The sequence below is a fragment of the Companilactobacillus allii genome, assembly GCF_001971585.1.
Classification (GTDB): Bacteria; Bacillota; Bacilli; order Lactobacillales; family Lactobacillaceae; genus Companilactobacillus; species Companilactobacillus allii.
On record NZ_CP019323.1, the window covers coordinates 2,233,663 to 2,258,471 of the forward strand.

The window sequence follows — 24,809 nt, forward strand, 5'->3', positions numbered from 1 at the left end:
TTAATGTTTAGTTTAATCGAAAAACTTGTTCCAGAAATCTTTAACTTTTGAAATCTTTTTATCTTTTTCAGGTTTTGCTTTTTGAACCGACTCTGTTTGTTTTTGTTCAGGTTCTTCATTAGCAACAGTTTCTGGCTCTACTTTTTCTTGTTGTACTTGATCTAGCTCTTTTACTGATTGAGTATTTGTACTTCCACGTTTAATAGCAGCTCCATTCACTACATTATCAGCAATAACACCAATATCATTTAATCTTGAAGCATAAGTTACCAATCCTAATCCAAGTGAATATGATGGATAACGCATTCCCATTTGAGAAGGAATGTAGCTTCTAACCTTAACATCAAATACTTGTTTAGCAAGTTTTTCGATATTTGGAGTTGCAGCAACTCCACCTGTTAGAACAATTCCACCTGGTAATGATAATGCACCAGCATCAGTTAATGGATCTTTTAATCTTGTAAAGACTTGTTCAAGTCTTGCTTCAATAATTTCTGCCAAATATTCTTCAGATATGGAGTCTGGTTCATTTTTACCGACTACTTCAACACTGATGTTCTCATCAGTATCAGCATCCTTTGAATCAGCGTTACCATAATATAATTTGAGCTGTCCGGCATTTTCAATTGTGGTGTTAAGTACAATTGAAATATCATGTGTCACATAATCTCCACCTTCAAAATCAACCGTTGAAAGTTTCAAATTATGGTCATGAACAATAGATGCTGTAGTTTGACCGGCACCCATATCAATGATAACAGCACCAAAGTCACTTTCACCATCATTTAAAACTACTTGACTAAGAGCCATTGGTGAAATGACCTTATGTATTATGTTTAGACCTGCTTGTTGTATTGCCTTTTTGGTGTTATGAACAATCGTCTTAGGAGCTGTGTAGATAATTCCCTTCATTTCAAGACGAACACCAATCATGCCTCTTGGGTCACGAATGTTGTTAAAACCATCTACTGAAAATTGTTTAGGAATCAATGATACAACTTCACGCTCGCTAGGTAAGTTTTGTACCATGGCGGCAGCCATAACTTGTCTTACATCATTTTCGTTAATTTCTTTAGATTGAGAACCAACTGCAATCATTCCTTGGCATTTTTCAATCTGAAGCATATTAGCAGATATAGCGACTACTACATCTCGTATCGTTATATTTGCCTGAGTCTCAGCTTTTTTAACAGCCCGTTTTATTGCGCCAGCGGCCTTGTCTATATCGACTATAACGCCACGGCTGACCCCTTCAGATCTCTCGCTTCCAACGCCAACAACACTTAACTTATCGTTTGACGATTCAGCAACCACTACTTTGATTGAATTGGTACCTATATCTAGTCCTACAAAGAATTCAGAATTGTCCATTAATCGTGGCAGCCTCCCTTACCTAGAAAAAATCTATTCATTAGAAAATTTTAACACAATTATGAGTATATTGAACCTATTTATTACCTTTAAACGGATAAGAATACGCACCTACTTCAAGATTAACAGTACCTTTCTTCGTCATCTGTGAAGCAATGCCTGGATAATATTGCATCTTTTTTTGAACCGTTCTAATATCTGCAACTACTTTATTGCCATCGTTCATATCAATTTTAATACGATATGGATTCAACTTGGTTTTAGAATTGTAGATTTGTGACACATTTGTTCGGACACTATCAGGCAACTTTTTGTATATTCCTGATATTTCTTTTAATTCTTTATTACTATTAAAGCCACTGTATATCGGATAATTACCAATAGGAGCTTTCATCTTTTGATTAATAACGCGCCCATTGTCGATTATTCGATAATAATAACCACCCTTGTAAATCAAACCCAGTGTACGATATTCAGTTACATAAATTGTTAGATCTCTCAAGTTATGTGTTCTAAATGACACGGTCTTAATCGAAGGAAGTTTTTTCTCTGTTTTTTGAATAATCGAGTTCTTTTCAAAAAATACATTTACTAATAAAGAATTGTCAGTAACTTTAGTGGCATTGATAACTTGCTGTGCACCTAAATCATTAACGCCTTTAACATAAATATTTCTAACTTTACTCAAAGGCGAACCTAGATAGGCCATAAAGATTATTACAACAGCAATGAAAAAAAACAAAATATTTTTAACTATACTACTTTTTTTCTTTGCCATCATAAAACCTCGTTCTTATTTATTTACTAAATCAGTTAATACTTTGATTAATCGATCCGCTGCATCGGGGACACCTATTTCTTTTGATGCTTTTGACATCTTTAATCTAGTATCACTATCATTCATAATTTTATTTATTTCATCAAAAAGTAATTCACTTGTCAATTCTGCTTCAGGAATCATTTTGGCAGCTCCATTTTGGGCCACTGTCATTGCATTCTTAGTCTGATGGTCATGCGTTACATATGGACTCGGAATGAAAATTGATGGAATACCTAGAGCAGTGATCTCAGCAATACTTGTTGCCCCTGAACGACCAACAATCAAATTAATATCTGGTAAAATTTCAGGCATATTATCAATATATGGTAATACCGAGATATTTTCACTATTTAAGTATTTTTTATCAATCTTTTTTGTTGCAGCTTCAAAATGTGCTTGTCCAGTTATAAACAACACTTGATAATTTTCGTTCAAGAACTTGTCCATTGCATTGATTGCGGCATTGTTAATTGGTGTGGCACCTCTTGATCCACCAAAAATCATGACAGTAGAAACTCCAGATTTTAAACCTAATTCTTTTAATCTATCATTTGGTTTTATTCCAACTACTTCTTGGGCTCTAGGATTACCAGTAAAAACAATTTTTCTTTTTTCAGAAAATTGATTTTGTGCTTCTTTAAAAGCTATAGCAATTTTATCAACAAAATGTCCTAAGAATTTGTTCGTAACACCAGCAATCGTATTTTGCTCATGAATAACTGTTGGAACATGTTTACTATGTGCGGCGTAAACAATAGCACTGGAAACATATCCACCAGTACCGATAACGATATCTGGCTTAAAGTTTTTAATTATCTTTTTGGACTTTCCAATACTGGATAGAAATAATTGCATTACTTTAATATTTTCAACAGTTAATTTACGTTTAAAGCCACTAATCTCAATGGTTTCAAATTTCAATCCCGCTTGTTTGACAATTTTGCTCTCTAAGCCCTTTTCAGTCCCAACGTATAATACGTCTTCAATCATATCTCTTTGCTTTAAGCGCTTGATTAACGCCATTGCAGGATAGATATGACCACCAGTGCCACCACCTGAAACGATAACTCGTAGTTTATCCATTATCTTTTCCTTTCAATTCTTCAACTTCCTCAATAAATTGATCTCCACGTTGTTCGAATGTATCAAATTGATCCCAACTTGCGGCAGCTGGAGAAAGAAGAATAACATCAAGACTCTTACTTTGACGATATGCTTCAGGAACAGCCTCTTTTAAATTATTTACCTTAGTAATGTTTTCGATACCAGATTTTTGGGCAGCATCTATCATCTTGTCAGCAGTTTCACCGTACAAAATAATATTTCTAACCTTACCCTTCAAATATGGAACCAATTCATCAAAACCATTACCACGGTCCAAACCACCAGCAATTAAAACGATGGGACTCTTGAAGGCACTCAAAGCAACTATTGTTGCTTCAATATTTGTGGCCTTAGAGTCATTATAGAATTTTCTGTCATTAAATTTATCAACATATTGTATACGATGCTTTACACCTTTAAATGATACTAATACATCAATGATATCTTCATTACTTACATCAAATATCTTTGCAACATTAATTGCTGCTAAAGCATTTTGAACATTATGTTCACCAGGAACTTGTATTGATTCTGTATTCATAACAAATTCATTGTTGAAATAGATTTCATTATTTTTTAGATATGCACCATCGTTTAATTCCTGTTCATCGGAGAATGGCATTATGTTTGCTTTTGATTGTTTAGCAAGATCTCTCCACTCTTCTGTATTCCAATTAACAATAAAATAGTCATCTTTATTTTGATTTTTAGTAATATGCATTTTGGCGTTAATATAATTTTCCCTAGTTCCATGAAAATCGATATGTGCCGAATAAATATTATTTAATACTGCAACATGTGGGTGAAGGTCAATTGTACCCTCTAATTGAAAACTAGAAAGTTCAGTCACTACCACGTCATCTTTAGTTGCTTTTTGAATAACATCTGATATGGGAATTCCAATATTACCAGCGTAATATGACTTCTTAAACTTAGGTGAATGCGCCAACATCAATTGAATAAGAGTTGTAACAGTAGTTTTACCATTAGTACCAGTTACAGCGACCGTTGTTGCATCCGAAAAACTATAAGCAATTTCTGGCTCAGTGATGACTGGTACACCAATTTTTTCGGCATTCTTTATAAGTTCATTTGAATATGGGATACCAGGATTTTTAACGACATAATCGTATGAATTATCGATCAACTTAGGATCATTGCTTCCTGTAATCACATTAAATCCGGCATCCAATAATTTTTTAGCTTCGTCATTACCAGCTAGTGGATTAGAGTCAACAACTGTTACATCTGAGTTCATTTTCTTCAATAATTTTGCCACCGCAAAACCACTTTTGGCCAATCCTAAAACTAATATCTTTTTATTTGCATAGTTACTTTCTGTTTTCATAAATAATTAACTTCCTAAATAAATAAAATTAAATAAATTCCTGAACAAACTAAACCAACAAGCCAAAATACAATATCAACTTTCCATTCATTCCAACCTAACATCTCAAAATGATGATGAATAGGTGTCATTTTAAAAATACGACGATGAAAAACTTTGAATGAAAATACTTGTAAAATAACACTTGCTGTTTCAATAACATAGACTAATCCAATCAACAATAGTGACCAATAACGACCTAATAGTATTGAAATAGCAGCTAATCCAGCTCCAAGAGCTAATGAACCAACATCACCCATAAAAATCCTGGCTGGTTTATGGTTGAATACTAAGAATGCTAGTAAACCACCAACCACGGAAAAACAAACAATTGCTAAATCAATACGATTTTGATAAACAGAGATAATTCCGTATGTAGCATATGAAATTGTTCCTAATCCACCTAATAAGCCATCAAGTCCATCGGTAAGATTAGTAGCGTTTGAAAATCCGACAAGCCAAAACATTGTAAACAATGTGAAAATTACAACTGAATCGACTGAAAACAAACCGGGAATCGTAAAGTTGAATGGCAATTGATCATTACTATAAACGTACAGGAATATTATTCCGACAATAATTTGAAGCAATAACTTTTGCCATGCCCTCAAACCAAGATTTCTCTTCTTAAATACTTTTATAAAATCATCAATAAATCCGATACAACCATATAAAATTATTACCAAAGTTGTGATCAATAATGAATGAGTTAACTGTCCTTGCCAAGCACCGACCCAAATACTTGTAACGGCCATGGCTAAAATAATTAGTAGACCTCCCATAGTAGGAGTACCGGATTTTTTTTCATGCCATTTAGGACCCTCTTCACGAATTGATTGTCCCTCTTTATGTGAAATTAGATAACCGATTAAAAACGGCATCAAGATAGCAACTATCGCAGCTGCACTAGCAATATCTATAACAATGTGACTAAGTTCCATAAAAATCCCCTTAATTATTTTTTAAAGTAACTATAATTTTACCACTGTCATTAATTACGTTACCGGCTTCTTCGGACTGACTTGTTACATATCCATCACCTTTAGTGGTTACATGTACTCCCGAAACCTCTGCAAATTTCAATACATCATTTTTGGACCAGCCAGTCAAATCAGGCATCGTCATAGCACCATTTGTTAATAGTACTATTCTTTGCCCTGGCATAACTTTTTCTCCACTTGCTGGAAGCTGTTGGACAACTTCACTACCAGTACCAATAACACCGGAAAGTAGCCCTAATTTTTGTATCTGTTCAGTAGCCTTTGTAGTTGTATCATCCAATAAGCTAGGAATACTTACATACTGATTACCAGAATCAGCCGTGTTACTTGATGCTTTACCTTGACTTACTAGTCTTTTGACTAGTGGATTAAATATCTCCGATAATATCTTTTCAGGAGATTCAGTCATTTGTTGTGGCTGCTTCATTGTTATATAAACAATATAATTTGGATCATCATATGGAATCATTCCTGCAACTGAGAAAACATAATTATTTGATCCAGTCATATAACCACCACTAGGTGACGCGATTTGGGCGGTACCAGTTTTAACGCCAACCTTTACACCAGGTACATTATAAACAAGACCAGTTCCATAATTCTTTGTAACAACTTGTCTCATCGCCTTTTTAACCTGTTTGGCTGTACTTGCTTTAATTGGTGTACCAACAACATCACGTGAATATTTCTTAGTAGTTTTACCAGTAGTAGGATCTACTATTTTTTGAATTATATGAGGCTTAATCATTTGTCCGTTATTGGCAATTGCAGAAAACGCTTGTAGCATTTGAATTGCATTGACGTTAACACTTTGTCCAAACGACGTCATAGCTTGATCACTGGAATGTTCATAGGAAATACTTCCAGCAACTTCACCTGGTAATTCAATTCCTGTCTTTTGGCCAATTCCGAATTTCTTCATGTATTTCAACCAAGTTTTTGAACCCATTTCTTGTTCAAGATGTACCATACCAACGTTAGATGACCTTGGAAATGCTTCAGAAACTGGGATGTATCCCCATCCAGCATTATTCCAGTCATTTATTGTTCGTCCGCCAACTTCAACTGATCCTGATTTATACAATTCGTTACCATTATAATTACCAGAGTCAATGGAGGCTGAAAGCGTCAATATCTTCATCACTGAACCAGGCTCATATTGATCCTCAACTAAAGTATCTCTCCAACTATTAGATAATCCCTTACCTGTTGTTGGATTAAAAGTGGGTCTTTGAGTCGCAGCTTCAATTGCACCAGTTTTAGCATTCATAACAATAACCTGTAAATTTTTTGGTGCATATTTATCAGATATTTCCTGTGCTAGAATCTCTGTATACTGTTGAATTCTACTATTTAGAGTTAGATATATATTCGAACCATCAACTGAACTTTTTTCAATTACTTGGGAATCAGGCAATTCATTATTCTTCGAATCAACCTTGGTTACCCTTTTACCGTTTTTACCAGATAACATTTTATTAAAATATTTTTCAATTCCCATAACACCACTGATATTACTATTCTTATCGTTAGCGTCATCCGCCTTCGTAATACCAACAAGATTTGTGGCAAAAACACCATTAGGATAAGCTCTTGAAGGTAATTCAACAAAATGGATCCCTGTTAAATTAGCTTTTTTTATTTTGTTTTTAATTTCAATAGACAGTCCACGACCGGATTGACCAAATTCAACTTGATAAGTTTTCTTATTGTCAGGATTTAAATATTTTAATACCTGTTTTTTAGATAATGGCAAATACTTACTTAGAATTTTTGCCGTTTTTTGTTTATTAGCAACATAATTAGACTTACCAGATGCAGTCTTAGCCGACTTATCTAAAACAGCGTAGATATTATAAATACTAGAATCACCAGCAATCATATCTCCATTAGAATCTAATATATCTCCACGTTTAGCATTAACTTTCGAAGTTCTTTGATACTTCATTTTGGTTCTTTGTTCCAAATTTATACCATTATATTGTTTACTCGTTGATATTGAAGAAAATCTCCATATCGCGATAACAAAAAAAAGGGCAGTCACAATCAAAATAAAAAAACCAACAACTTTATGATTGCGTCTTGCCTTATTTAAATTCTTTTTAGACTTCATTTTGATACATTCCTTACGTTCTTGTTGCTCATTTTTAAATTATGTTCTTTAGCAAAAGTTGAGAGACGATCATAACTCGTCATCTCAGAAATTTCCTGACGTAAGTTTATATTATTAGTATTTACTTTAGTTATTTCCGTTGTAATATTATCCAGACTATTTTGAGCTGAAGTCATAGAAACCTTAATACTTACCAGACTGACCATTAAAGCCAATGTCAAAAAGCCGAGTCCAACTATTAGTGTGGCCTCTAATTTTGATAATGCAACTTTATGTTTTCTAGCAGGCTGTGGATCTTTAGCAGGATTGAACTTTGGTTGTTCTACTGCTTCATAATCTGTAAGATTTCTGGCTGTACTTTCCTTCATAATGAGTTCTCCATGACTAAATCTTTTCAACAACTCTCAATTTTGCACTGTGAGCACGATTATTTACATCTAATTCTTCTTCAGTTGGCAAAATCGGTTTCCTTGTAATTTGTTTAAGAGGTGGTTGTAAATTATCTGGAATAACAGGTAATCCTCTTGGTAAATCTATCTCAGAGTTTTCCTTAAATATATGTTTTACAATTCTATCTTCTTTAGATTGAAAAGTAATCACACTAATTCTTCCCTTTGAAGCTAATAATGAAATTGCTTGATCCAAGGATTTTTCAAGTGAACCCAATTCATCATTTACAGCAATTCGAATTGCTTGAAAAACTCTTTTTGCAGGATGTCCACCAGTACGTCGTCTAGCAGCCGGAATAGCATTTTTGATTATATCAGCAAGTTCTACGGTAGATGTAATTCGATGGTCTTCTCTAATACGTTCAATTGATCTCGCAATTTGCTTAGAAAAGCTCTCATCACCATATTTATAAAAAATACTTACCAATTCATTATATGACCAGTCATTAACAATTTTTTCGGCATCTAATTCCTGACGCTGATCCATACGCATATCTAAGCGTGCTTCTTTTTTATAACTGAAACCACGTATGGCATCGTCAAATTGAGGTGAAGAAACGCCTAAGTCATAAACTATACCGTCAACCTGCATAACATTTATTTCATTTAAGCGCTCTTTCATATTTTCAAAATTGTCTCTAATCAATACTAGTTTATTATTACCGATAATCTCTGGACTATTTTGAATAATCCTACCAGCTTCAATGGCTGTTTCATCTCTATCGAAAGCGTAAACAGTACTGTTATTCATTCTGCTAAGTAGTTCTTTAGTGTGACCTCCGCGACCAAACGTAGCGTCAACAAAAATCGCATTGTCCCTTGGATTAACTTCATCAATTGTTTCTTTTAATAAAACTGTTTTATGTGTAAATTCATTAGAAGTCAAAGTCTGTCATTTTCTCCGATATTTCTTCAAAATTGTCTTCGGCTTGTTGGCTGAATTCACTCCACTTGTTTTCATCCCAGATTTCAATTCTATCTGAAACACCAACTACCACACAATTCTTTTTTAATTTAGCAAATTCAGTTAAAGATGTCGACAAATTCACCCGGCCTTGCTTGTCAAATTCTACCTCTGCAGCTGCAGAATAAAAAAATCTAGTGAAGGAACGAGCGTCTTTTTTAGTAAGGGGCAACTTGTCCAATTGTGATTCAAGTTTCTCCCACTGATCCATAGAATATCCAAAGAGACATCCATCCATACCACGTGTAATCACAAAAACATTCCCAATTTCCTTACGGAATTTTGCGGGAATAATTATTCGGCCCTTACTATCAATGGTGTGATGATATTCTCCCATAAACATCCACAGTTCGCCTCAATTCTTTAACACTTCTTAATTTACCACAAATCACCACAATTAACCACTTGATATTGGATAAATGGTTAAGCACTTTCAAAAAGCGTTTACCACATTGTTCTTACAACATATAATCGGTGGGGGTATTTCCCACAAAATAATCCTTAAAAATAGAATTGTTGCATATTTTTTGTATGTGAAGTACCATTTCACTATATGAAAACTAGGTGGTGGAAGGTTTGAACGATGAAAAAAAGCCTAAAAGTACTTTAACTAAAATCACTCAAATTGTTGTATGGTTAATGATTTTAGTAACTATTGGCGGTGTAGTTCTCGGATCAGTAATGAGCTTTATTTAAAAAATAAAATGCGGACAATTTCCGAGTATCAAAAAAGGTTCCAGTATTCACTTTTGTGAATATTGGAACCTTTTTAAATTGATCTGCATATTTCAATCTTTTGCAATTATGAATCGCTTGAACACATGACTCAACACTACTAATAGCACTAACATCATAATCATATTTGCGATAAAACTACCACCATTTATCACTAATGAATAGATCCAAGGATTCATTGTTTTTGGTGCATATGCTCCCCAATAAATACCACCTGCCAAGAAATGTAAGAAGTACTTAACTAAAAATCCTAGTGCGGAATACATAATTATCAATCCCAATGCACTTTTATTATCTTTTATTCGTGATTTGACCTGCAAACTTCCAATTCCAACTAAACCAACCGCCGCAAAGGCCAATGGATACTCAACGAGTCCTTGCAATGGATTAAGAAAGCCACCACTACTGAATCCCTTTAAAATCAAATCTAAAATACCCCATACAAATCCAGCCATCAGTCCTGGTTTAACTCCACGTCTTAACGCATAAATGGCCATTGGGATTAGACCATATTCCACCTGGATCGAGGAAACTCCTAAATCATGTGGTACAAATGAAAGTGCCTGAGCTGCGGCAACTATTATAGCCCCCTCAGTTAAGACTACTAAACTATTATTCTTTGACACAAAAAAACTCCCTTCTGATTTCAGTCATCACAAGAGAGTTCGAGTTTTATATACTTGAACAACACTATCCCTACGCATGTATTAACATAACAGGTTTAAAGGGTCTGAATTTAATCACTCTCAGCCAAAGGCTCCCCCTGTGTTGACTATTCACTTTGTTTCATTATACCATGACTACTTTCCTCTACCAAATAACTTGCTGAAGAATCCAGTTTTTTTGGTATCGTTAAAAAGATCCAATGAAACATTCTCGCCCAACATTCTATGAGCAATGTTTCTATAACTATGTCCGGCATCACTGTTTTTGTCTGAGATAACTGTTCTTCCCGAATTAGAAGCCGCAATAACCTCATCTTCATCCACAACTACACCTAACAATGGGATACGCAAATGATTAACAATATCATCAATTCTCATCGAGGTTCCCTCGTTAATCATATTTTTACGTACTCTATTAATTATTAAATGTGGTGTTATTGGCATTTTCATACTCTCCAAAATACCAACAACACGATCAGCATCACTGACTGACGCTAATTCTGGATTTGTAACAACGATTGCACCATCAGCTACAGTTACTGCATTTTGAAATCCATACTCAATACCAGCTGGACAATCAATCATTACAAAATCAAACCGTTGTTTCAAATATGTAATTATTCTTTTAACTGAATCTTGATCCAAAACGTATTTATCGGCAAACTGTGAAGCTGCCAACAAGTATAGATTATTTTCAAATCGCGGATCTCTCACTAATGCTTGAGATAAGACAACTCGATTTTGAGCGACATCAACAATGTCATAAACAATTCTGTTCGTTAATCCTAATACTGCATCCAAATTTCTTAATCCAATATCAAGATCAACCATACAAACCTTTTTACCAAGGCTTGCCAAGACGGAACTAACATTAGCTGTAGTCGTAGTCTTACCAACGCCGCCTTTACCAGACGTTACAACAATAGATATCCCCATAACTAACCCGTCCTTTTTCTAGATTCATTCATAATCTCTTTATAATCTTGCAAATCATCAACACTGATAGAATGCATCTCATCAATATATGCAAATTGATGATTAGCTAATTTATCAGCATTATCCTCTGTAACGATTTCAATCACATCAGCAATTCGAAGCTGTGCGGCATTTTTTAAATTACCAAAAATGGCTGCATTAGTATTATCTGGATAACCAGCTTGAACAATTCCATTAACTTGGCCCAAAATATAAATTGAACCTGTTGTAGAGATTTTTGCTCCCTCATGTAAAACTCCAAGAAATAATACATCACCCTCGAACTCTAACTTTTGACCACTTCGAACAATACCAGTTTCAACATTGATTTTGTTATCTTTTAATAACTTAGAAACCTCATCTTTATCCTCAACATTTGAAATAATATCCTTAATTTCAATTTGGGGATAATCTTTAAAAACTGTTTTGACTGTTTTCCTTTGTGCAGCGGTTAAAAGACGGTTACCCGTTTTGATAGTAAATTGAATCACGTCATCATCAATGGACCCGATATTCTGCTTAAGAATCAACGCTTTCAGATCCTCCAAAGATTGTTCGAAGTCACTTCCATCATTAATAATTACAACAAATCCCTCTTTACTACCTTTAAGGGTGACGTTACTCATTTATTTTCCCTCCGATATTTGACCAACCAATCACTAAGATTAGCCAACGGAACATATAATATGAAAAAGGCAATCATATTCCAAAGCAAGGTTGGTCCCAATACATAGGTAATGAAGTCTAAGACATCAGTGTTTGTCTGCTGAAGTAGTCTTTCTAAGACATAAATACCTGTTTGTAAAAATGTTAATGCCAAGAAATAAATGGACATTTCATATCCTATATTTGCTTTAATAAAAAGGAATTTATAGTGATCAATTCCAATCATTATTAATGGCAAAAGTACAGTATACAATCCAATGATTCCAAAATAATATGAATCATACATGATTCCAAAAACTATTCCATAAATCAACAACTGACGACGATTATCAATTCTCATTGATAATAAGACTATTGCCATCAACATTACTTGTGGAAGAATTGAGAAATTTCCCTTATTAATATTATTTAAGAATGCCCACTTAGTTAGTCCATCAAGATAAAAAGCCAGTAACAAAAATATAACTTGTCCAACAGTCTTTCTAGTTTTGATATTCATTATTTTTCACCACTAACCGATGACTTAATAACTGTTACAACAGTGAAGTTTCTTAATTCAGCTGCTGGTGTTATATAAACGGAATTAGTCATACCATAGTTATCTTTCTTAATTCCGTACACTTTACCAATATATAATCCACGTGGTGTTACTCCACCTAGTCCAGAAGTCATAACACGTTGACCTTTTTTGATATTCTTAGTGTTATTGACATTTTCCATAACTAATTTACCTGAATCACTATCATATCGGCTTACGACACCTGTAACAGCATTATTATTATCATCTAAAATCTCAGAAGCAAATTTATCATTTAATTCATTATTAGTAGAAATCAATTCAACCTTAGAACTAATTTTGTCCACTTCAATAATACGTCCAATTAACCCCTTACCAGACATTACTGGCATATTCTTCTTCAATCCACTACTACTTCCACGATTGATAGTTAAATAGCTTTGCCAACTACTTGGTGAACGTGACAAAACAGAGGCATTAATTGTCGAATAATCTGTCAAAGTAGAGTTCAATTTAAGTTCTTGCTTTAATTTTTTATTCTCTTCTTGAACAACTTTTAATTTGACTTGATTTTGTGATAATTCATCAATTCTAGATTTCAAGTGCTTGTTTTCTGTATATGTATTATACAAATCAGAAAATTCTGATGAGGCGCTCTTAACCGCATTTGTCGGATAAGCAAACACACCACCTACAACACTAACAACATCATTCCCCACTTGCTGAATAGCAGGAGGAGTCTTTTTGTTATCTCGAATATTTACCGTCACCGCTAAAAGTCCAAAAGTCACGATAAGAATTACCATTAAAATAATCAACTTTTTGTTTGAAAAAAACTTTTGCATTGCTTCCTCCTACAGTAAACAAAAAAAACGGGGTCAACCCGCTTATTTTTGACGACGCATTACATCGATATTTTTAAGTGATTCTCCAGTACCGATAGCTACACAATCTAGTGGGTCTTGAGCAATGAATACTGGAACTCCAGTTGCCTCAGAAATTACTTCTGGTAAATGGTGTAACAATGCTCCTCCACCAGTAAGTACAATCCCGTGGTCAATTACATCGGCAGCAATCTCAGGAGATGTCTCTTCAAGAGTCTCTTTGATTGTTTCGATAATTTCCTGAACATCATCATGAATAGATGTAGCGATATCTTCACCAGTCAATTGAATTGTTTTTGGAAGTCCTGTAACTAAATCTCTACCACGAATTTGCATTGTTTCAAGCTCTTTAGCTTTTTCAATTGATGCAGAACCAACTTGAATTTTAACATCTTCAGCTGTTCTTTCACCAATTTGTAAATTGAAATTTGTTTTAATATAAGATGATATAGAATCGTCAAACTTATCACCAGCAACTCTAATAGAACGTGATGAGACAATACCACCAAGTGAAATAGTGGCTACATCGGTAGTTCCACCACCAATATCAACAACCATATTACCTGTTGGATCCATAACTGGAAGTCCTGCACCAATGGCTGCGGCGAAAGGTTCTTCAATTACATAGGCTTCTCTAGCACCCGCATGCTGAGTAGCTTCAATAACAGCTCTCTTTTCAACTTCTGTAACGCCACTTGGCACACATACCATAACAGAAGGTTTGGAATTACCAGCACTTTTTTCAATGAAATACTTCATCATTGCTGCTGTTGTATCGTAATCAGCTATAACACCATCTCTCATAGGACGAATAGCTGATATGCTTCCTGGAGTACGACCAATCATCTCTCTGGCATCTGAACCAACAGCGACAATTTCTCCAGTATTATTATTCTTTGCAACTACTGACGGCTCGTTTAAAACGATACCTTTACCTTCAGCATAGACAAGAGTATTAGCTGTACCTAAGTCTATACCTAACTTTTTTGATCCAATACCAAACAATTTATTTTCTCTCCTTTAAAGTACACACCACATTTTACGCTATCAAAAATTATATCATATAAAAAGCCAATTTAAAGTAGTCCAATGACATACCTAAATTATTTTTTCTGATTTTAAACTAAAATAAGCACTTTTTGTAACGATAACATGATCTATCAAATTAATTCCCATTAACTGGCAGCATTTAAATAATCTTAAAGAAAAAATTTTATCATTTTCTGACGGTTGTAATTGCCCACTTGGATGATTGTGTGCAATCACTATCTGCGTCGCTGAAACATACAACGCTTCTCTGATAATATCTCGTGGATGCACAGTTGCAGTGTCAGCGGTTCCAATAAAAATTATTTTCTCTTCTATAACGTGATACCCATTATCTAAATAGATAGCTATTAATTTTTCCTGTGGTGAGTTTCCAATTTTTTTTATTAAATGTTTATTCAAACTCAACGTATCAACAATTTGATTCAACATAGTATCAGCTTCTAATTTTCTTTCGCCCAATTCTAATGCCGAAAGAATCATACAAGCCTTAGCTATACCAATTCCTTGTTCATTTAACAATTGATTCATATCAAATCTTAAATTCTTAGATTTGAAAGTGATTCTATTCGCAATTTCCATTACATTTTGTTCTTTAGTACCATTACCTAATATTACAGCAATTAACTCTGTTGTTTCTAAAGACTTAACACCATTTCGTATAATTCTTTCTCTTAAGTTTAACATCATACTAAAAATTACGAGAAAATCATACAAAATACGTTTCTAATTCTGAAACTAAGTAAAACGATCCTGTTACCAAAAGAATTTGATTACTCATTAATTTTTTCTTATTCATATCCAAATACTGTAAATAATCTTCAACATAGGAAATATTTGAATATTTACTCAAATCGTAATCCTCTTCTTTTGCTGCGCGTGGCATATCTAGCGTAGTTACAAAGATTTCTTTTGTATTATTAGACATAAATTCCAAAATATCAGATCTATCTTTGTCCTTCATTCCAGCATACAAAACAATTATATCTTTATTAGGCTCATTTGTTATTAAAGAATTGATTAAATTATCAATTGCTGCCAAATTATGCGCGCCATCTAGGATAATCAGTGGATTTTTTTGTACAACTTGTAATCTTGCAAGAATTTGTCTTGAATCAATATTCTTAACTATTTTCTCTAAATCATATTCACGATTATATTTTTTTTCAAAACAGATAAATGCCTGAATTGCAACCAAAGCATTTATTGCAGAGGTTTTCTCAATCCCAGCACACTCAATTTTAACATCTTTAAATTCAAAATGAATTTTGAAATCATCAATTACTAAATTCTTAATTTTTAATTCATGATTATATTCAAATATATCACTGTTTAATTGATTAGCTCGATTCAAAATTATATTTCGTACAGAATCAGGTAATAATCCTGTTACCAGAGGCGTATTCTCTTTGATAATTCCAGATTTTTCAATCGCAATATCTTGCAGTGTTGGCCCAATCAATTGTTCATGATCCATTTCGATAGATGTAATAATAGATACATCAGGATTGATCACATTAGTCTTGTCATGTGCGGCACCAATACCGACCTCGATAATTGCTACATCAACACGATTTCTAAAATACAAAAATCCCAAACACGTAACAAATTCAAATTCGGATAATTCTATACTGCCCTTCTTCAAAACTATTTCATTCGTAAGACTCAATAAATCATCATTACTTATCATTTCATGGCTTATCTGTATTCTTTCATTGAATACTTTGATAAATGGTGATGTAAACATCCCTACGCGCAAACCATCGGCTTCTAATAAGTTGGATAAATAATTACAAGTACTACCTTTACCGTTTGTTCCCGTAACATGAATCGTTGGATAATCATTTTGTGGATTATTCAAACATTTTAAAGCAGATTTTATCCTATCCAAACTATTTGTACGATGAAATTTAGGTAGAGAATGAATATAATTGATTGCTTCTTGATAACTATTCAGCATTTTATACCTTTCTTAACAAAAAAAGAGGAAGACAAATAACTATGTCTTTCCCCCTAATTAATTTTATTACTTGTTTGCTTTTAATTGACTAATACGTTGTTTGATTTTTTCTTGTTTAGCTTGATAATCTGCCAATTTTTCTTTTTGTTCAGCGACAACTTTTTCAGGTGCCTTTTTGACAAAGTTTTCATTTGACAATTTTTTATCTAAACGAGTTATTTCTTTATCCATTTTAGCAGATTCCTCTTCTTGACGACTTATTTCTTCATCAAGATCAATTAATTCTGCCAACGGAATATAAACTTCTGTGCCATTAGTAACTGCAGTCATAGCCAATGCAGGAGCTTTTAAATCAGTTTCAACTTTCAATTCCTTTGGATGTAAGAAGCGATTTACATATTCTGTGTTATTGATCAAAATATCTTTAATTTCATCATTTTGAGGTTTAATCAAAATATCAACCGCTTTTGATAATGGTGCATTTGCTTCAAGTCGAATCTTTCTAACTGACTTAATTAGATCAATTAAAATATCCATATCATTCATGGCTTTTTCATCATTAAATTCTTCATGATTTTCTGGATATGAAGCCAATGAAATTGACTTACCATTATGTGGCATTGATAACCAGATTTTTTCAGTAACAAATGGCATAGTTGGATGCATCAATCTTAAAATCTTATCAAGAACATAAGTCAAAATCATTCTCTTTTGATTTTTAGCTTCTCCATCTTCACCAGTAAGTGTTGCCTTGCTCATTTCGATATACCAATCACAGAAATCATTCCAAATGAAGTTATAAAGTGTACGTCCGACTTCACCAAATTCAAATTTATCCATTAAACGATTTACTTCATTAACGGTCTGATTTAATTTAGCTAAGATCCATTTATCTGATAAATCATAACTTGTAACCTTTGTTAAATCATCCATTGCTGGAGTGTCATCATCAAGATTCATAATTACAAAACGACTGGCATTCCAGATCTTATTAATAAAGTTCCAGGCTGAATCCATCTTGTCATAACTGAATCGTGTATCTTGTCCTGGTGTTGAACCATTCATTAAGAACCAACGAAGTGCATCAGCACCGTACTTTTCAATAACATCCATTGGATCAATACCATTACCCAATGACTTGCTCATTTTACGCCCTTGTTCATCACGAATCAAACCGTGAATAACAACATGCTCAAATGGACGCTTATCAGTAAATTTCAAACTTTGGAAAATCATTCTTGATACCCAAAAGAAGATAATATCGTATCCAGTTACTAATGTATCTGTTGGGAAGTAGCGTTTGAAGTCACTTGCATTCTCATCTGGCCAACCCATTGTAGAAAATGGCCATAGAGCACTTGAGAACCATGTATCAAGAACATCACTGTCTTGTGTCCAATTCTCAATGTCTTCAGGAGCTTGCTCACCAACATACATTTTTCCAGTATCATTATTGTACCAGGCAGGAATTTGATGTCCCCACCACAATTGACGAGAAATGACCCAATCATGAACATTATCCATCCATTGCTTAAATGTATCTTCAAAACGTTCAGGAACAAAGTTAACCTTATCACTGCCCTCTTGGTTCTTTAAAGCCAATTCAGCAAGTGGTTTCATCTTAACGAACCATTGTGTAGATAGTCTTGGTTCAACTTGAGCGTCTGAACGTTCTGAGTGACCAACACTGTGAACAATTGGTTCAATACTCAACATATATCCGCCATCTTGAAGATCTTTGACCATAGCTTTACGTGCGTCAAAACGATCCATACCATCATATTTTCCGGCGTTTTCATTCATTGTTCCATCAGCGTTCATTGTGTTAATACGCTCTAGGTCATGACGATTACCAACTAAGAAGTCATTAGGATCATGTGCTGGTGTAATTTTAACCATACCAGTACCAAAATCTTTATCAACATAGTGATCAGTAATGATTGGAACTTTACGATCTACTAGTGGAACAATAACTTCTTTACCAACAAGATCCTTATATCTTTCATCACTTGGGTTAACTGCAATAGCAATATCACCAAACATTGTCTCAGGACGTGTAGTAGCAATTTCAATGAAACCTGAACCATCAGCATAAGGGTACTTTACATGATAAAAAGCGCCTTTATCGTCTTTATGGATAACTTCGATATCTGACAAAGCTGTTTGAAGTTGTGGATCCCAATTTATAATATACTCACCACGATAAATCAAGCCTTCGTTATATAGCTTAACAAAGACCTTACGAACTGCCTTTGATAATCCTTCATCTAGCGTAAATCTCTCACGAGAATAATCCAAAGAAAGACCTAATTTGCCCCATTGAGTTTTAATAATAGAAGCAAATTCATCCTTCCACTTCCAAACCTCGTCAACAAATTTTTCACGGCCAAGATCATATCTTGAAATACCTTGTTCACGCAACTTTGCTTCAACTTTAGCTTGTGTAGCAATACCTGCATGATCCATTCCAGGAAGATATAAAGTATCGTATCCTTGCATACGTTTGTAGCGAATCAATGTATCTTGAATTGTTGTGTCCCAGGCATGTCCTAAGTGAAGTACACCAGTAACATTTGGTGGTGGAATAACTATTGAATAAGGTTTTGCTTTTTTGTCACCAGATGGCTTAAATAGATCTTCATCAAGCCAGGTTTGATAACGTCCTTCTTCAACTTCTTTGGGATTATATTTGGTATCCATATCGATTTCTCTCATAAAGTTCATCCTCCATAAATTGTCTTTAAAGTACAAAAAAAGCATCCATCCCATATAGGACGAATGCTCGCGGTACCACCTAAATTGAGAATCTACTAAAATAGACTCTCCTCTCAACAGATAACGGTGGCCCGATCGACTTTTGATAGCTCACAGGTAACAATTAAATATTTCAACCATGCACTTCTCAGCTAACGTGCACTCTCTTTTGATCTAACCTATTTAACACTCCTGATCAAAGCTGTTGAATTGATAATAAAACATATTACGTATTACGTCAAACAAATTTTACAATAAACTACTAATATCTTCTTGTTCTTGTTCCATGAAATGATCTCCATGTTCGATAGTCGTGATCTTAACTCCGGCTAATGAACGCTCTATCAATCCATCAACATCAAGTGAACTCTCAAATTTACGAGTCTTTTCAGTATTAGGTCTAGTTTTAGGACTTGGTGGAGCAAAAACTGTACAACAGTCCTCAAATGGTTGTATAGAAAGATTAAATGTATCAATATCCTCAGCAAGTCTAATGATTTCAGTCTTATCCATTGTAGCAACCGGACGTAGAATAGGTGTTGTTGTAACATCGTTTATTGCTGCCATACTCTCAAGTGTTTGTGAAGCAACTTGACCAACTGCTTCTCCATTGAAGATTGCCAATCCATTTTCTTTTTCACGTAGTAAATCAGTTAATCTCAACATGAATCTACGTTGGATAGTCATCAAGTATCCTTCTGGAACGCCAGCCTTGATTGTTTCTTGAATCTCTGCAAATGGCACTTCGATAAATTTGATGTTACCACCAAAGGCTGTCAACTTACTAGTCAATTCCTTGGCTTTATTCAAAGCTTGCTCTGATGTATAAGGAGGGCTGAAGAAGTGAACCATCTCAATATCAACACCACGCTTCATAGCTAAATAACCAGCAACTGGTGAATCAATTCCACCAGACAACATCAACATAGCTTTTCCAGCAGTACCAACAGGTAATCCACCGGCACCTTTGACAGTTAGATATGATAGATAGATTCCATCTTGACGTACCTCAACAGAAATTTTGATATCAGGACGTTTCATCTCAACATCGATCCCTGGGAACTCATCACAAATTGCATCCCCAAGTTGTAAATTAACTTGGTTAGTATCCAAATAATATGAATGATCGGACCGTTTAGTACCAACCTTAAAACTCATGCCAGGCTTGTATGCCTCATGCATCATTTCGATAGCCTTTGCTTTAACGTCATCAAAATCGTGAGAAACCTTAACACTCAAAGAAAAAGTTTGAATACCAAAAACGTTCTTTAACTTTTCCATAATTGGCTTTGCATTTTCACCATTCAACTGGATATGCAAACGATCACGATGTGGTCTCATTACTAGATCAGGATATTCTTTCAAAACCTTAGCAATATTTCCGTGTAAGCGATCAATGAAACTCTTACGATTTTTACCCTTTGTTGATAGTTCACCGTAGCGAACCATAATTTCAGTATATTCCATTTAATTCTCCTAAATTTTTTGTTTCTAGTTTAAAATCTGAAAATGCTCATGAATTTCATCTAAGTTCTTAATGAATTCTTGCATTTCTTCTTCAGTATTGTTTTCATCCAAACTGACACGAACGGCACTAGTAGCAACCTTTTCTGGTGTACTCATAGCTTTCAATGTACTGGACTCTAATCCTTTTTTGGATGAGCATGCACTCGTTGTTGAAATATAAATATCACGACTTTCAAACGTATGTACAACCGTCTCACCACGAACACCGTCAATGGTAAAGCAAATTATATGCGGTGCAAAATCATCGGATAGTTTTGAGAATACGTGAGTATTTGGCAAGCTTTGAATATGCTCAACCAATTCAGTCTTGAGTTTACTCATCTTCTCAGCTTTTTGTGCTTCGTTTTCTTTCAATAGACGTAAAGCCTTAGCCATAGCAGCAATTGCAGGTGTATTTTCTGTACCACTTCTCAAATTTTTTTCTTGTCCGCCACCAGACATAAGTGGTTCCAATTGTTTACCAGCCTTCATGTAAATAAAGCCGATTCCACGTGGAGCGTGGAACTTATGTCCAGAGAATGTATAGAAATCTACACGAGGATCAATGAACTTGTCTTCGATATTCTTACCAATTGCTTGCGTACCATCTACATGGAAACTAATATTTGGATAATCATCCAAAATACGTCCAATTTCGTGAATTGGTTGGATTGAACCGATTTCATTGTTTACAGCCATTATTGAGACCAAAATAGTATCATCTCTAATAGCTTCTTTCAAGTCTTTAGCACTCACATGACCAGTCTTATCAACTGGTAAATAAGTCACTTCATATCCCAAGTTTTCAAGTTGATGCATCGAATTCATAACAGAAGGATGTTCAATTGAACTTGTAATAATATGTTTGCCAAATTCACGTTTCTTAAAAGCAGTTCCTTTAATGATCCAATTATTACCCTCAGTACCACCACTTGTAAATACTACCTCATACGGTTTAAATCCCATCAAATCAGCAATCTGCTTTCTTGAGGTTTCAAGCAATTCGTATGCTTTTAAACCTAGCTTGTGCAAACTAGAAGGATTACCAAAATAATTCAAACTGGCTGCATTATATGTTTTGAGGACTGATTCCTCAATTTTTGTTGTTGCACTATTATCAAAATAAATCATATTTTTTCCCACCAAAATAAAAAGGCCTTAAAGGCCTTAATTTTTTTTACTACTTTAAAGATAACTCAAAATATAAAATTATGCATTAATTGTTTCTTTTATTCGTTTAACAGAACCAGCTTCAACACGCTCCAAAGCTGCTGAAATTGTTTCAACCGCTTGAGAATATTCATACTCATCATCGAATAATGAACGTGCTCTGCCCAATTGGTCAGTGAATTCAGCATCTTTATTGTCATACCTATTAGCATACTGTAGCAGCTTCTCGGCCAATAAAACGTTCATTTTCAAATCTGTTGTCTTTTGAATTAAATTTTCAAGATCCTCTTGTGTAACAATCACTTGTTTACTGATATCTTCCATATTTATTAAGTCAGCGTCTAACTCATTATAAAGTTTTGTTATTTCATCGTATACCATATAGAAGTAATCTAAATAATCATCTGGCAAACCATTCAAACGAAGCTGTTCAACAATTTTCTTTTGAATCTCTAATCGTTTTGCATACTTTTCTACACTATTTCTAGCGATTCTTTCACTAGACAACATTTGATTCATATTATCATTAATTGATTTCTCACTTGATTCAATATCATCTAACTTCGAAACTATTGATTTGAAGTCTTCCTCGGCTTTTGAAAAAATCGAACTTTTATCAGCAATATTTTGAACATCTTGATCATAACGAGATCTAATGTCATTCAACTCAGCCAAGTTGTTGCTAAATTTCTTAACATCATCATCATTCAAAATATAATTGATACTTAGTTTCTGTACACGATTGTCCAGACTATTGTGTTGGAACTTTGCGTGATTAATGTAATCTAAAACTGGCTTTTGTTGCTTCAATACACTTTGTTTAGCATCAATTTCTTGTGTTAAAACTTCATACAAGTGATCGATTCCCTGACGTATTTCTTCATTAGTATTGTTAACGTAATCAAAATTCAAGTCACCTAATTCAGAATTTGCTAAATCCAGACTATTTTGAATATTCTTAATCAATGATTCAATATCTTCTTCAAAATTGAATTGTTGATTCAAAAGTTTTTGATAAACTGTATTGATTTCCTCAATTTGACCTGGGAAAACCTCACTTAACTCATGATAAAGTGGTTCAATAACTTTTAATTGATCAGTTATTAATCCAAGTTTGATTTTTACATCATCCAGATACTGTCCAGCTTCAATATGGTCACCCTTTTTGGTTAATTGGGCCTCTTTATCCAACAATTCAGCAATCTCACTCAATTCATCCTCAAGATTCTCCGCAGCTGATCCATAATTAAATGATTGAGTCAAAATTTTCTTGCGTAAATCCTCGTATGATTGTTGAAGTGCCTCACTTTGGGTAGCATTCAATTCATCACTTTTTGATAACTCATCCAATGAACTTGAAATACCATCAATGTTTTCCTTTAATTGAGTTAGATCACCATCAACTTTTTTTAATTCTTTTGCGGAGCCAAATACATTAAACTGAGTATTTTTATATTCCGCACTACGAATCTCTGTCAAAATGGACGGAACTACATCGTTTAATTGTTTTTGATAGTCAGTCTTATAGTTGCTAAATTGATCATGACTAGCACCTGTAAGATTCATATCTTCTATTTTTCTTAACTTATCTGTAAGTTTGTCCTTCTTTAATTCATCGGCTCTTTGTTTATACGAATTTAAAGTACTTGCATTTCTCTTTTGGAGAAACCACATATACCAAAGAAAGATCAAAACTACTAAGATTATTCCAATAATAATTATCGACACTTTAACACCCCTAATAATGATTCAATATCATATACCCTGAATTATACCAGAGAACCAACTATACTATTTAATATAATCATCTTTCATAATAAAGTTTTAAATATTGGGCCAAAAAATTCTTTTGACATTGCATAGCAATCACGGTACACTAGTCTTCGTGTAAAATATGCAGCAAAGAGTGGCAAGAACGTCAACAGTTACCGACATTTGTTCAACTAGTAACCTACGGCTGCATGTGGTGAAAATTGTAGCGGTAACTGCACGAATGTTAAACTCTTGTTAATTATTTTACTCCATACAAAATTTTGGAGGAATTTATTTATGTCTAGATATACAGGCCCACGTTGGAAATTATCACGTCGTTTAGGAATCTCACTTTCAGGTACAGGTAAGGAAATCGCTCGTCGTAACTATGCTCCTGGTCAACATGGCCAAAACAATCGTCGTAAGGTTTCAGAATACGGTCAACAATTAGCTGAAAAGCAAAAGTTACGTTTCATGTATGACGTTAACGAACGTCAATTCCGTAATCTATTTAACCGTGCTGGTAAGCTTGATGGTATCCATGGTGTTAACTTGATGGTTCTTCTTGAAACACGTCTTGATAACGTTGTTTATAGATTAGGTTTAGCAAGCTCACGTCCACAAGCTCGTCAACTTGTTAACCATGGTCACATCACAGTTGATGGCAAACGTGTTGATATTCCATCATACGAAGTTAAAATTGGTCAAAAGATCAGCCTTCGTGAAAAGTCAAAGGACTTAGCTATTGTTAAAGCTAACCTTGAAAATGTTGTTGGTCGTCCTGGTTTTGTTAACTTCGATGATAACACATTGACAGGATCACTAGTACGTAACCCAGAACGTGATGAGTTAGAACCAAATATTGATGAATCTCTAATTGTTGAATACTACAACCAAATTCTTTAATATTTCTCAAAACATTCACTTTATGTGGATGTTTTTTTTATTAAAATTAATAAAAGAGGTCGC

General features: G+C 34.2%; 23 protein-coding genes, 1 riboswitch and 1 other annotated feature. Of the genes, 2 read left to right on the forward strand and 21 right to left on the reverse strand.

Annotation, left to right across the window (positions count from 1 at the left end; translation table 11 throughout):
* Nucleotides 1-12 precede the first annotated feature (12 nt).
* The 9 genes from ftsA to mraZ all read right to left on the reverse strand — a co-directional run bounded on the left by ftsA (nucleotide 13) and on the right by mraZ (nucleotide 9,552).
* On the reverse strand, nucleotides 13-1,371 hold the full coding sequence (ftsA, locus tag BTM29_RS11030) for a cell division protein FtsA (protein WP_076617633.1): 1,359 nt from the start codon (nucleotides 1,369-1,371) through the stop codon (nucleotides 13-15).
* A 76-nt stretch (nucleotides 1,372-1,447) separates the two neighbouring features.
* A complete protein-coding gene (locus tag BTM29_RS11035) occupies nucleotides 1,448-2,149 on the reverse strand; it encodes a cell division protein FtsQ/DivIB (RefSeq protein ID WP_076617636.1) in 702 nt (233 codons plus the stop codon).
* A gap of 15 nt (nucleotides 2,150-2,164) precedes the next feature.
* On the reverse strand, nucleotides 2,165-3,274 hold the full coding sequence (gene murG / locus BTM29_RS11040; protein WP_076617641.1) for an undecaprenyldiphospho-muramoylpentapeptide beta-N-acetylglucosaminyltransferase: 1,110 nt from the start codon (nucleotides 3,272-3,274) through the stop codon (nucleotides 2,165-2,167).
* Nucleotides 3,267-4,643 (reverse strand): UDP-N-acetylmuramoyl-L-alanine--D-glutamate ligase, encoded by a 1,377-nt coding sequence (gene murD / locus BTM29_RS11045; protein ID WP_076617645.1) that lies wholly within the window; start codon nucleotides 4,641-4,643, stop codon nucleotides 3,267-3,269. Before murD ends, murG begins: the two co-directional genes overlap by 8 nt.
* A 14-nt stretch (nucleotides 4,644-4,657) precedes the next feature.
* Nucleotides 4,658-5,623, reverse strand: a complete 966-nt coding sequence (gene mraY, locus BTM29_RS11050; RefSeq protein WP_076617650.1) for a phospho-N-acetylmuramoyl-pentapeptide-transferase — start codon at nucleotides 5,621-5,623, stop codon at nucleotides 4,658-4,660.
* Nucleotides 5,624-5,633: 10 nt separating this feature from the next.
* The gene (locus BTM29_RS11055; protein ID WP_225972203.1) at nucleotides 5,634-7,649 is read right to left on the reverse strand and encodes a penicillin-binding transpeptidase domain-containing protein; all 2,016 of its coding nucleotides are present in this window, start codon (nucleotides 7,647-7,649) and stop codon (nucleotides 5,634-5,636) included.
* Between the two features lie 143 nt (nucleotides 7,650-7,792).
* Complete coding sequence (ftsL, locus tag BTM29_RS11060) at nucleotides 7,793-8,164, reverse strand: cell division protein FtsL (protein WP_076617657.1); 372 nt, start codon at nucleotides 8,162-8,164, stop codon at nucleotides 7,793-7,795.
* 16 nt (nucleotides 8,165-8,180) lie between these two features.
* Nucleotides 8,181-9,131 (reverse strand): 16S rRNA (cytosine(1402)-N(4))-methyltransferase RsmH, encoded by a 951-nt coding sequence (gene rsmH / locus BTM29_RS11065; RefSeq protein ID WP_076617661.1) that lies wholly within the window; start codon nucleotides 9,129-9,131, stop codon nucleotides 8,181-8,183.
* The gene (gene mraZ, locus BTM29_RS11070; protein WP_076617666.1) at nucleotides 9,121-9,552 is read right to left on the reverse strand and encodes a division/cell wall cluster transcriptional repressor MraZ; all 432 of its coding nucleotides are present in this window, start codon (nucleotides 9,550-9,552) and stop codon (nucleotides 9,121-9,123) included. The genes rsmH and mraZ overlap by 11 nt, the downstream gene beginning before the upstream one ends.
* A 233-nt stretch (nucleotides 9,553-9,785) precedes the next feature.
* On the opposite strand from mraZ, the gene BTM29_RS11075 reads away from it, so the two are divergent.
* Complete coding sequence (locus BTM29_RS11075) at nucleotides 9,786-9,905, forward strand: DUF4044 domain-containing protein (protein WP_076617671.1); 120 nt, start codon at nucleotides 9,786-9,788, stop codon at nucleotides 9,903-9,905.
* 92 nt (nucleotides 9,906-9,997) lie between these two features.
* Here the strand turns inward: BTM29_RS11075 and thiT are convergent, their stop codons facing one another.
* The 12 genes from thiT to BTM29_RS11135 form a co-directional block, all read right to left on the reverse strand.
* On the reverse strand, nucleotides 9,998-10,570 hold the full coding sequence (thiT, locus tag BTM29_RS11080; RefSeq protein ID WP_076617675.1) for an energy-coupled thiamine transporter ThiT: 573 nt from the start codon (nucleotides 10,568-10,570) through the stop codon (nucleotides 9,998-10,000).
* A 49-nt stretch (nucleotides 10,571-10,619) separates the two neighbouring features.
* Nucleotides 10,620-10,718, reverse strand: a riboswitch (TPP riboswitch).
* 26 nt (nucleotides 10,719-10,744) lie between these two features.
* Nucleotides 10,745-11,545, reverse strand: a complete 801-nt coding sequence (minD, locus tag BTM29_RS11085) for a septum site-determining protein MinD (RefSeq protein WP_076617679.1) — start codon at nucleotides 11,543-11,545, stop codon at nucleotides 10,745-10,747.
* Nucleotides 11,546-11,547: 2 nt separating this feature from the next.
* Nucleotides 11,548-12,210, reverse strand: a complete 663-nt coding sequence (locus BTM29_RS11090; protein WP_076617683.1) for a septum site-determining protein MinC — start codon at nucleotides 12,208-12,210, stop codon at nucleotides 11,548-11,550.
* Complete coding sequence (gene mreD / locus BTM29_RS11095) at nucleotides 12,207-12,749, reverse strand: rod shape-determining protein MreD (RefSeq protein ID WP_076617686.1); 543 nt, start codon at nucleotides 12,747-12,749, stop codon at nucleotides 12,207-12,209. Before mreD ends, BTM29_RS11090 begins: the two co-directional genes overlap by 4 nt.
* Nucleotides 12,749-13,612 carry a rod shape-determining protein MreC gene (gene mreC, locus BTM29_RS11100; RefSeq protein WP_076617691.1) on the reverse strand — a complete coding sequence of 288 codons (864 nt, stop codon included), beginning with the start codon at nucleotides 13,610-13,612 and terminating at the stop codon, nucleotides 12,749-12,751. The genes mreD and mreC overlap by 1 nt, the downstream gene beginning before the upstream one ends.
* A gap of 42 nt (nucleotides 13,613-13,654) precedes the next feature.
* Nucleotides 13,655-14,656 (reverse strand): rod shape-determining protein, encoded by a 1,002-nt coding sequence (locus BTM29_RS11105; RefSeq protein ID WP_076617694.1) that lies wholly within the window; start codon nucleotides 14,654-14,656, stop codon nucleotides 13,655-13,657.
* 93 nt (nucleotides 14,657-14,749) lie between these two features.
* Nucleotides 14,750-15,388, reverse strand: a complete 639-nt coding sequence (gene radC / locus BTM29_RS11110; protein ID WP_076618946.1) for a RadC family protein — start codon at nucleotides 15,386-15,388, stop codon at nucleotides 14,750-14,752.
* A 19-nt stretch (nucleotides 15,389-15,407) separates the two neighbouring features.
* Complete coding sequence (locus tag BTM29_RS11115) at nucleotides 15,408-16,658, reverse strand: bifunctional folylpolyglutamate synthase/dihydrofolate synthase (protein ID WP_076617699.1); 1,251 nt, start codon at nucleotides 16,656-16,658, stop codon at nucleotides 15,408-15,410.
* A gap of 66 nt (nucleotides 16,659-16,724) precedes the next feature.
* Nucleotides 16,725-19,373, reverse strand: a complete 2,649-nt coding sequence (locus tag BTM29_RS11120; protein ID WP_076617702.1) for a valine--tRNA ligase — start codon at nucleotides 19,371-19,373, stop codon at nucleotides 16,725-16,727.
* Between the two features lie 52 nt (nucleotides 19,374-19,425).
* Nucleotides 19,426-19,621, reverse strand: a binding site (T-box leader).
* A 40-nt stretch (nucleotides 19,622-19,661) separates the two neighbouring features.
* Entirely contained in the window at nucleotides 19,662-20,879 is a 1,218-nt protein-coding gene (thiI, locus tag BTM29_RS11125) for a tRNA uracil 4-sulfurtransferase ThiI (RefSeq protein ID WP_076617706.1), read from the reverse strand.
* Between the two features lie 24 nt (nucleotides 20,880-20,903).
* Nucleotides 20,904-22,049: a cysteine desulfurase family protein gene (locus BTM29_RS11130; RefSeq protein ID WP_076617710.1), complete on the reverse strand. Its 1,146-nt coding sequence runs from the start codon at nucleotides 22,047-22,049 to the stop codon at nucleotides 20,904-20,906.
* A 78-nt stretch (nucleotides 22,050-22,127) separates the two neighbouring features.
* The gene (locus tag BTM29_RS11135; protein ID WP_076617713.1) at nucleotides 22,128-23,816 is read right to left on the reverse strand and encodes a septation ring formation regulator EzrA; all 1,689 of its coding nucleotides are present in this window, start codon (nucleotides 23,814-23,816) and stop codon (nucleotides 22,128-22,130) included.
* A gap of 321 nt (nucleotides 23,817-24,137) precedes the next feature.
* Between BTM29_RS11135 and rpsD the strand changes: the two genes are divergently transcribed.
* Complete coding sequence (gene rpsD / locus BTM29_RS11140; RefSeq protein WP_076617717.1) at nucleotides 24,138-24,746, forward strand: 30S ribosomal protein S4; 609 nt, start codon at nucleotides 24,138-24,140, stop codon at nucleotides 24,744-24,746.
* Nucleotides 24,747-24,809 lie beyond the last annotated feature (63 nt).

Coding starts and splice junctions, on each gene's coding strand:
- rpsD (WP_076617717.1), top strand. CDS start 24,138: ATGTCTAGATATACAGGCCCACGTTGGAAATTATCACGTCGTTTAGGA.
- BTM29_RS11090 (WP_076617683.1), bottom strand. CDS start 12,210: ATGAGTAACGTCACCCTTAAAGGTAGTAAAGAGGGATTTGTTGTAATT.
- mreD (WP_076617686.1), bottom strand. CDS start 12,749: ATGAATATCAAAACTAGAAAGACTGTTGGACAAGTTATATTTTTGTTA.
- ftsA (WP_076617633.1), bottom strand. CDS start 1,371: ATGGACAATTCTGAATTCTTTGTAGGACTAGATATAGGTACCAATTCA.
- BTM29_RS11120 (WP_076617702.1), bottom strand. CDS start 19,373: ATGAGAGAAATCGATATGGATACCAAATATAATCCCAAAGAAGTTGAA.
- thiI (WP_076617706.1), bottom strand. CDS start 20,879: ATGGAATATACTGAAATTATGGTTCGCTACGGTGAACTATCAACAAAG.
- BTM29_RS11130 (WP_076617710.1), bottom strand. CDS start 22,049: ATGATTTATTTTGATAATAGTGCAACAACAAAAATTGAGGAATCAGTC.
- murD (WP_076617645.1), bottom strand. CDS start 4,643: ATGAAAACAGAAAGTAACTATGCAAATAAAAAGATATTAGTTTTAGGA.
- ftsL (WP_076617657.1), bottom strand. CDS start 8,164: ATGAAGGAAAGTACAGCCAGAAATCTTACAGATTATGAAGCAGTAGAA.
- mraY (WP_076617650.1), bottom strand. CDS start 5,623: ATGGAACTTAGTCACATTGTTATAGATATTGCTAGTGCAGCTGCGATA.
- BTM29_RS11035 (WP_076617636.1), bottom strand. CDS start 2,149: ATGGCAAAGAAAAAAAGTAGTATAGTTAAAAATATTTTGTTTTTTTTC.
- mraZ (WP_076617666.1), bottom strand. CDS start 9,552: ATGTTTATGGGAGAATATCATCACACCATTGATAGTAAGGGCCGAATA.
- BTM29_RS11115 (WP_076617699.1), bottom strand. CDS start 16,658: ATGCTGAATAGTTATCAAGAAGCAATCAATTATATTCATTCTCTACCT.
- mreC (WP_076617691.1), bottom strand. CDS start 13,612: ATGCAAAAGTTTTTTTCAAACAAAAAGTTGATTATTTTAATGGTAATT.
- radC (WP_076618946.1), bottom strand. CDS start 15,388: ATGATGTTAAACTTAAGAGAAAGAATTATACGAAATGGTGTTAAGTCT.
- murG (WP_076617641.1), bottom strand. CDS start 3,274: ATGGATAAACTACGAGTTATCGTTTCAGGTGGTGGCACTGGTGGTCAT.
- minD (WP_076617679.1), bottom strand. CDS start 11,545: ATGGGGATATCTATTGTTGTAACGTCTGGTAAAGGCGGCGTTGGTAAG.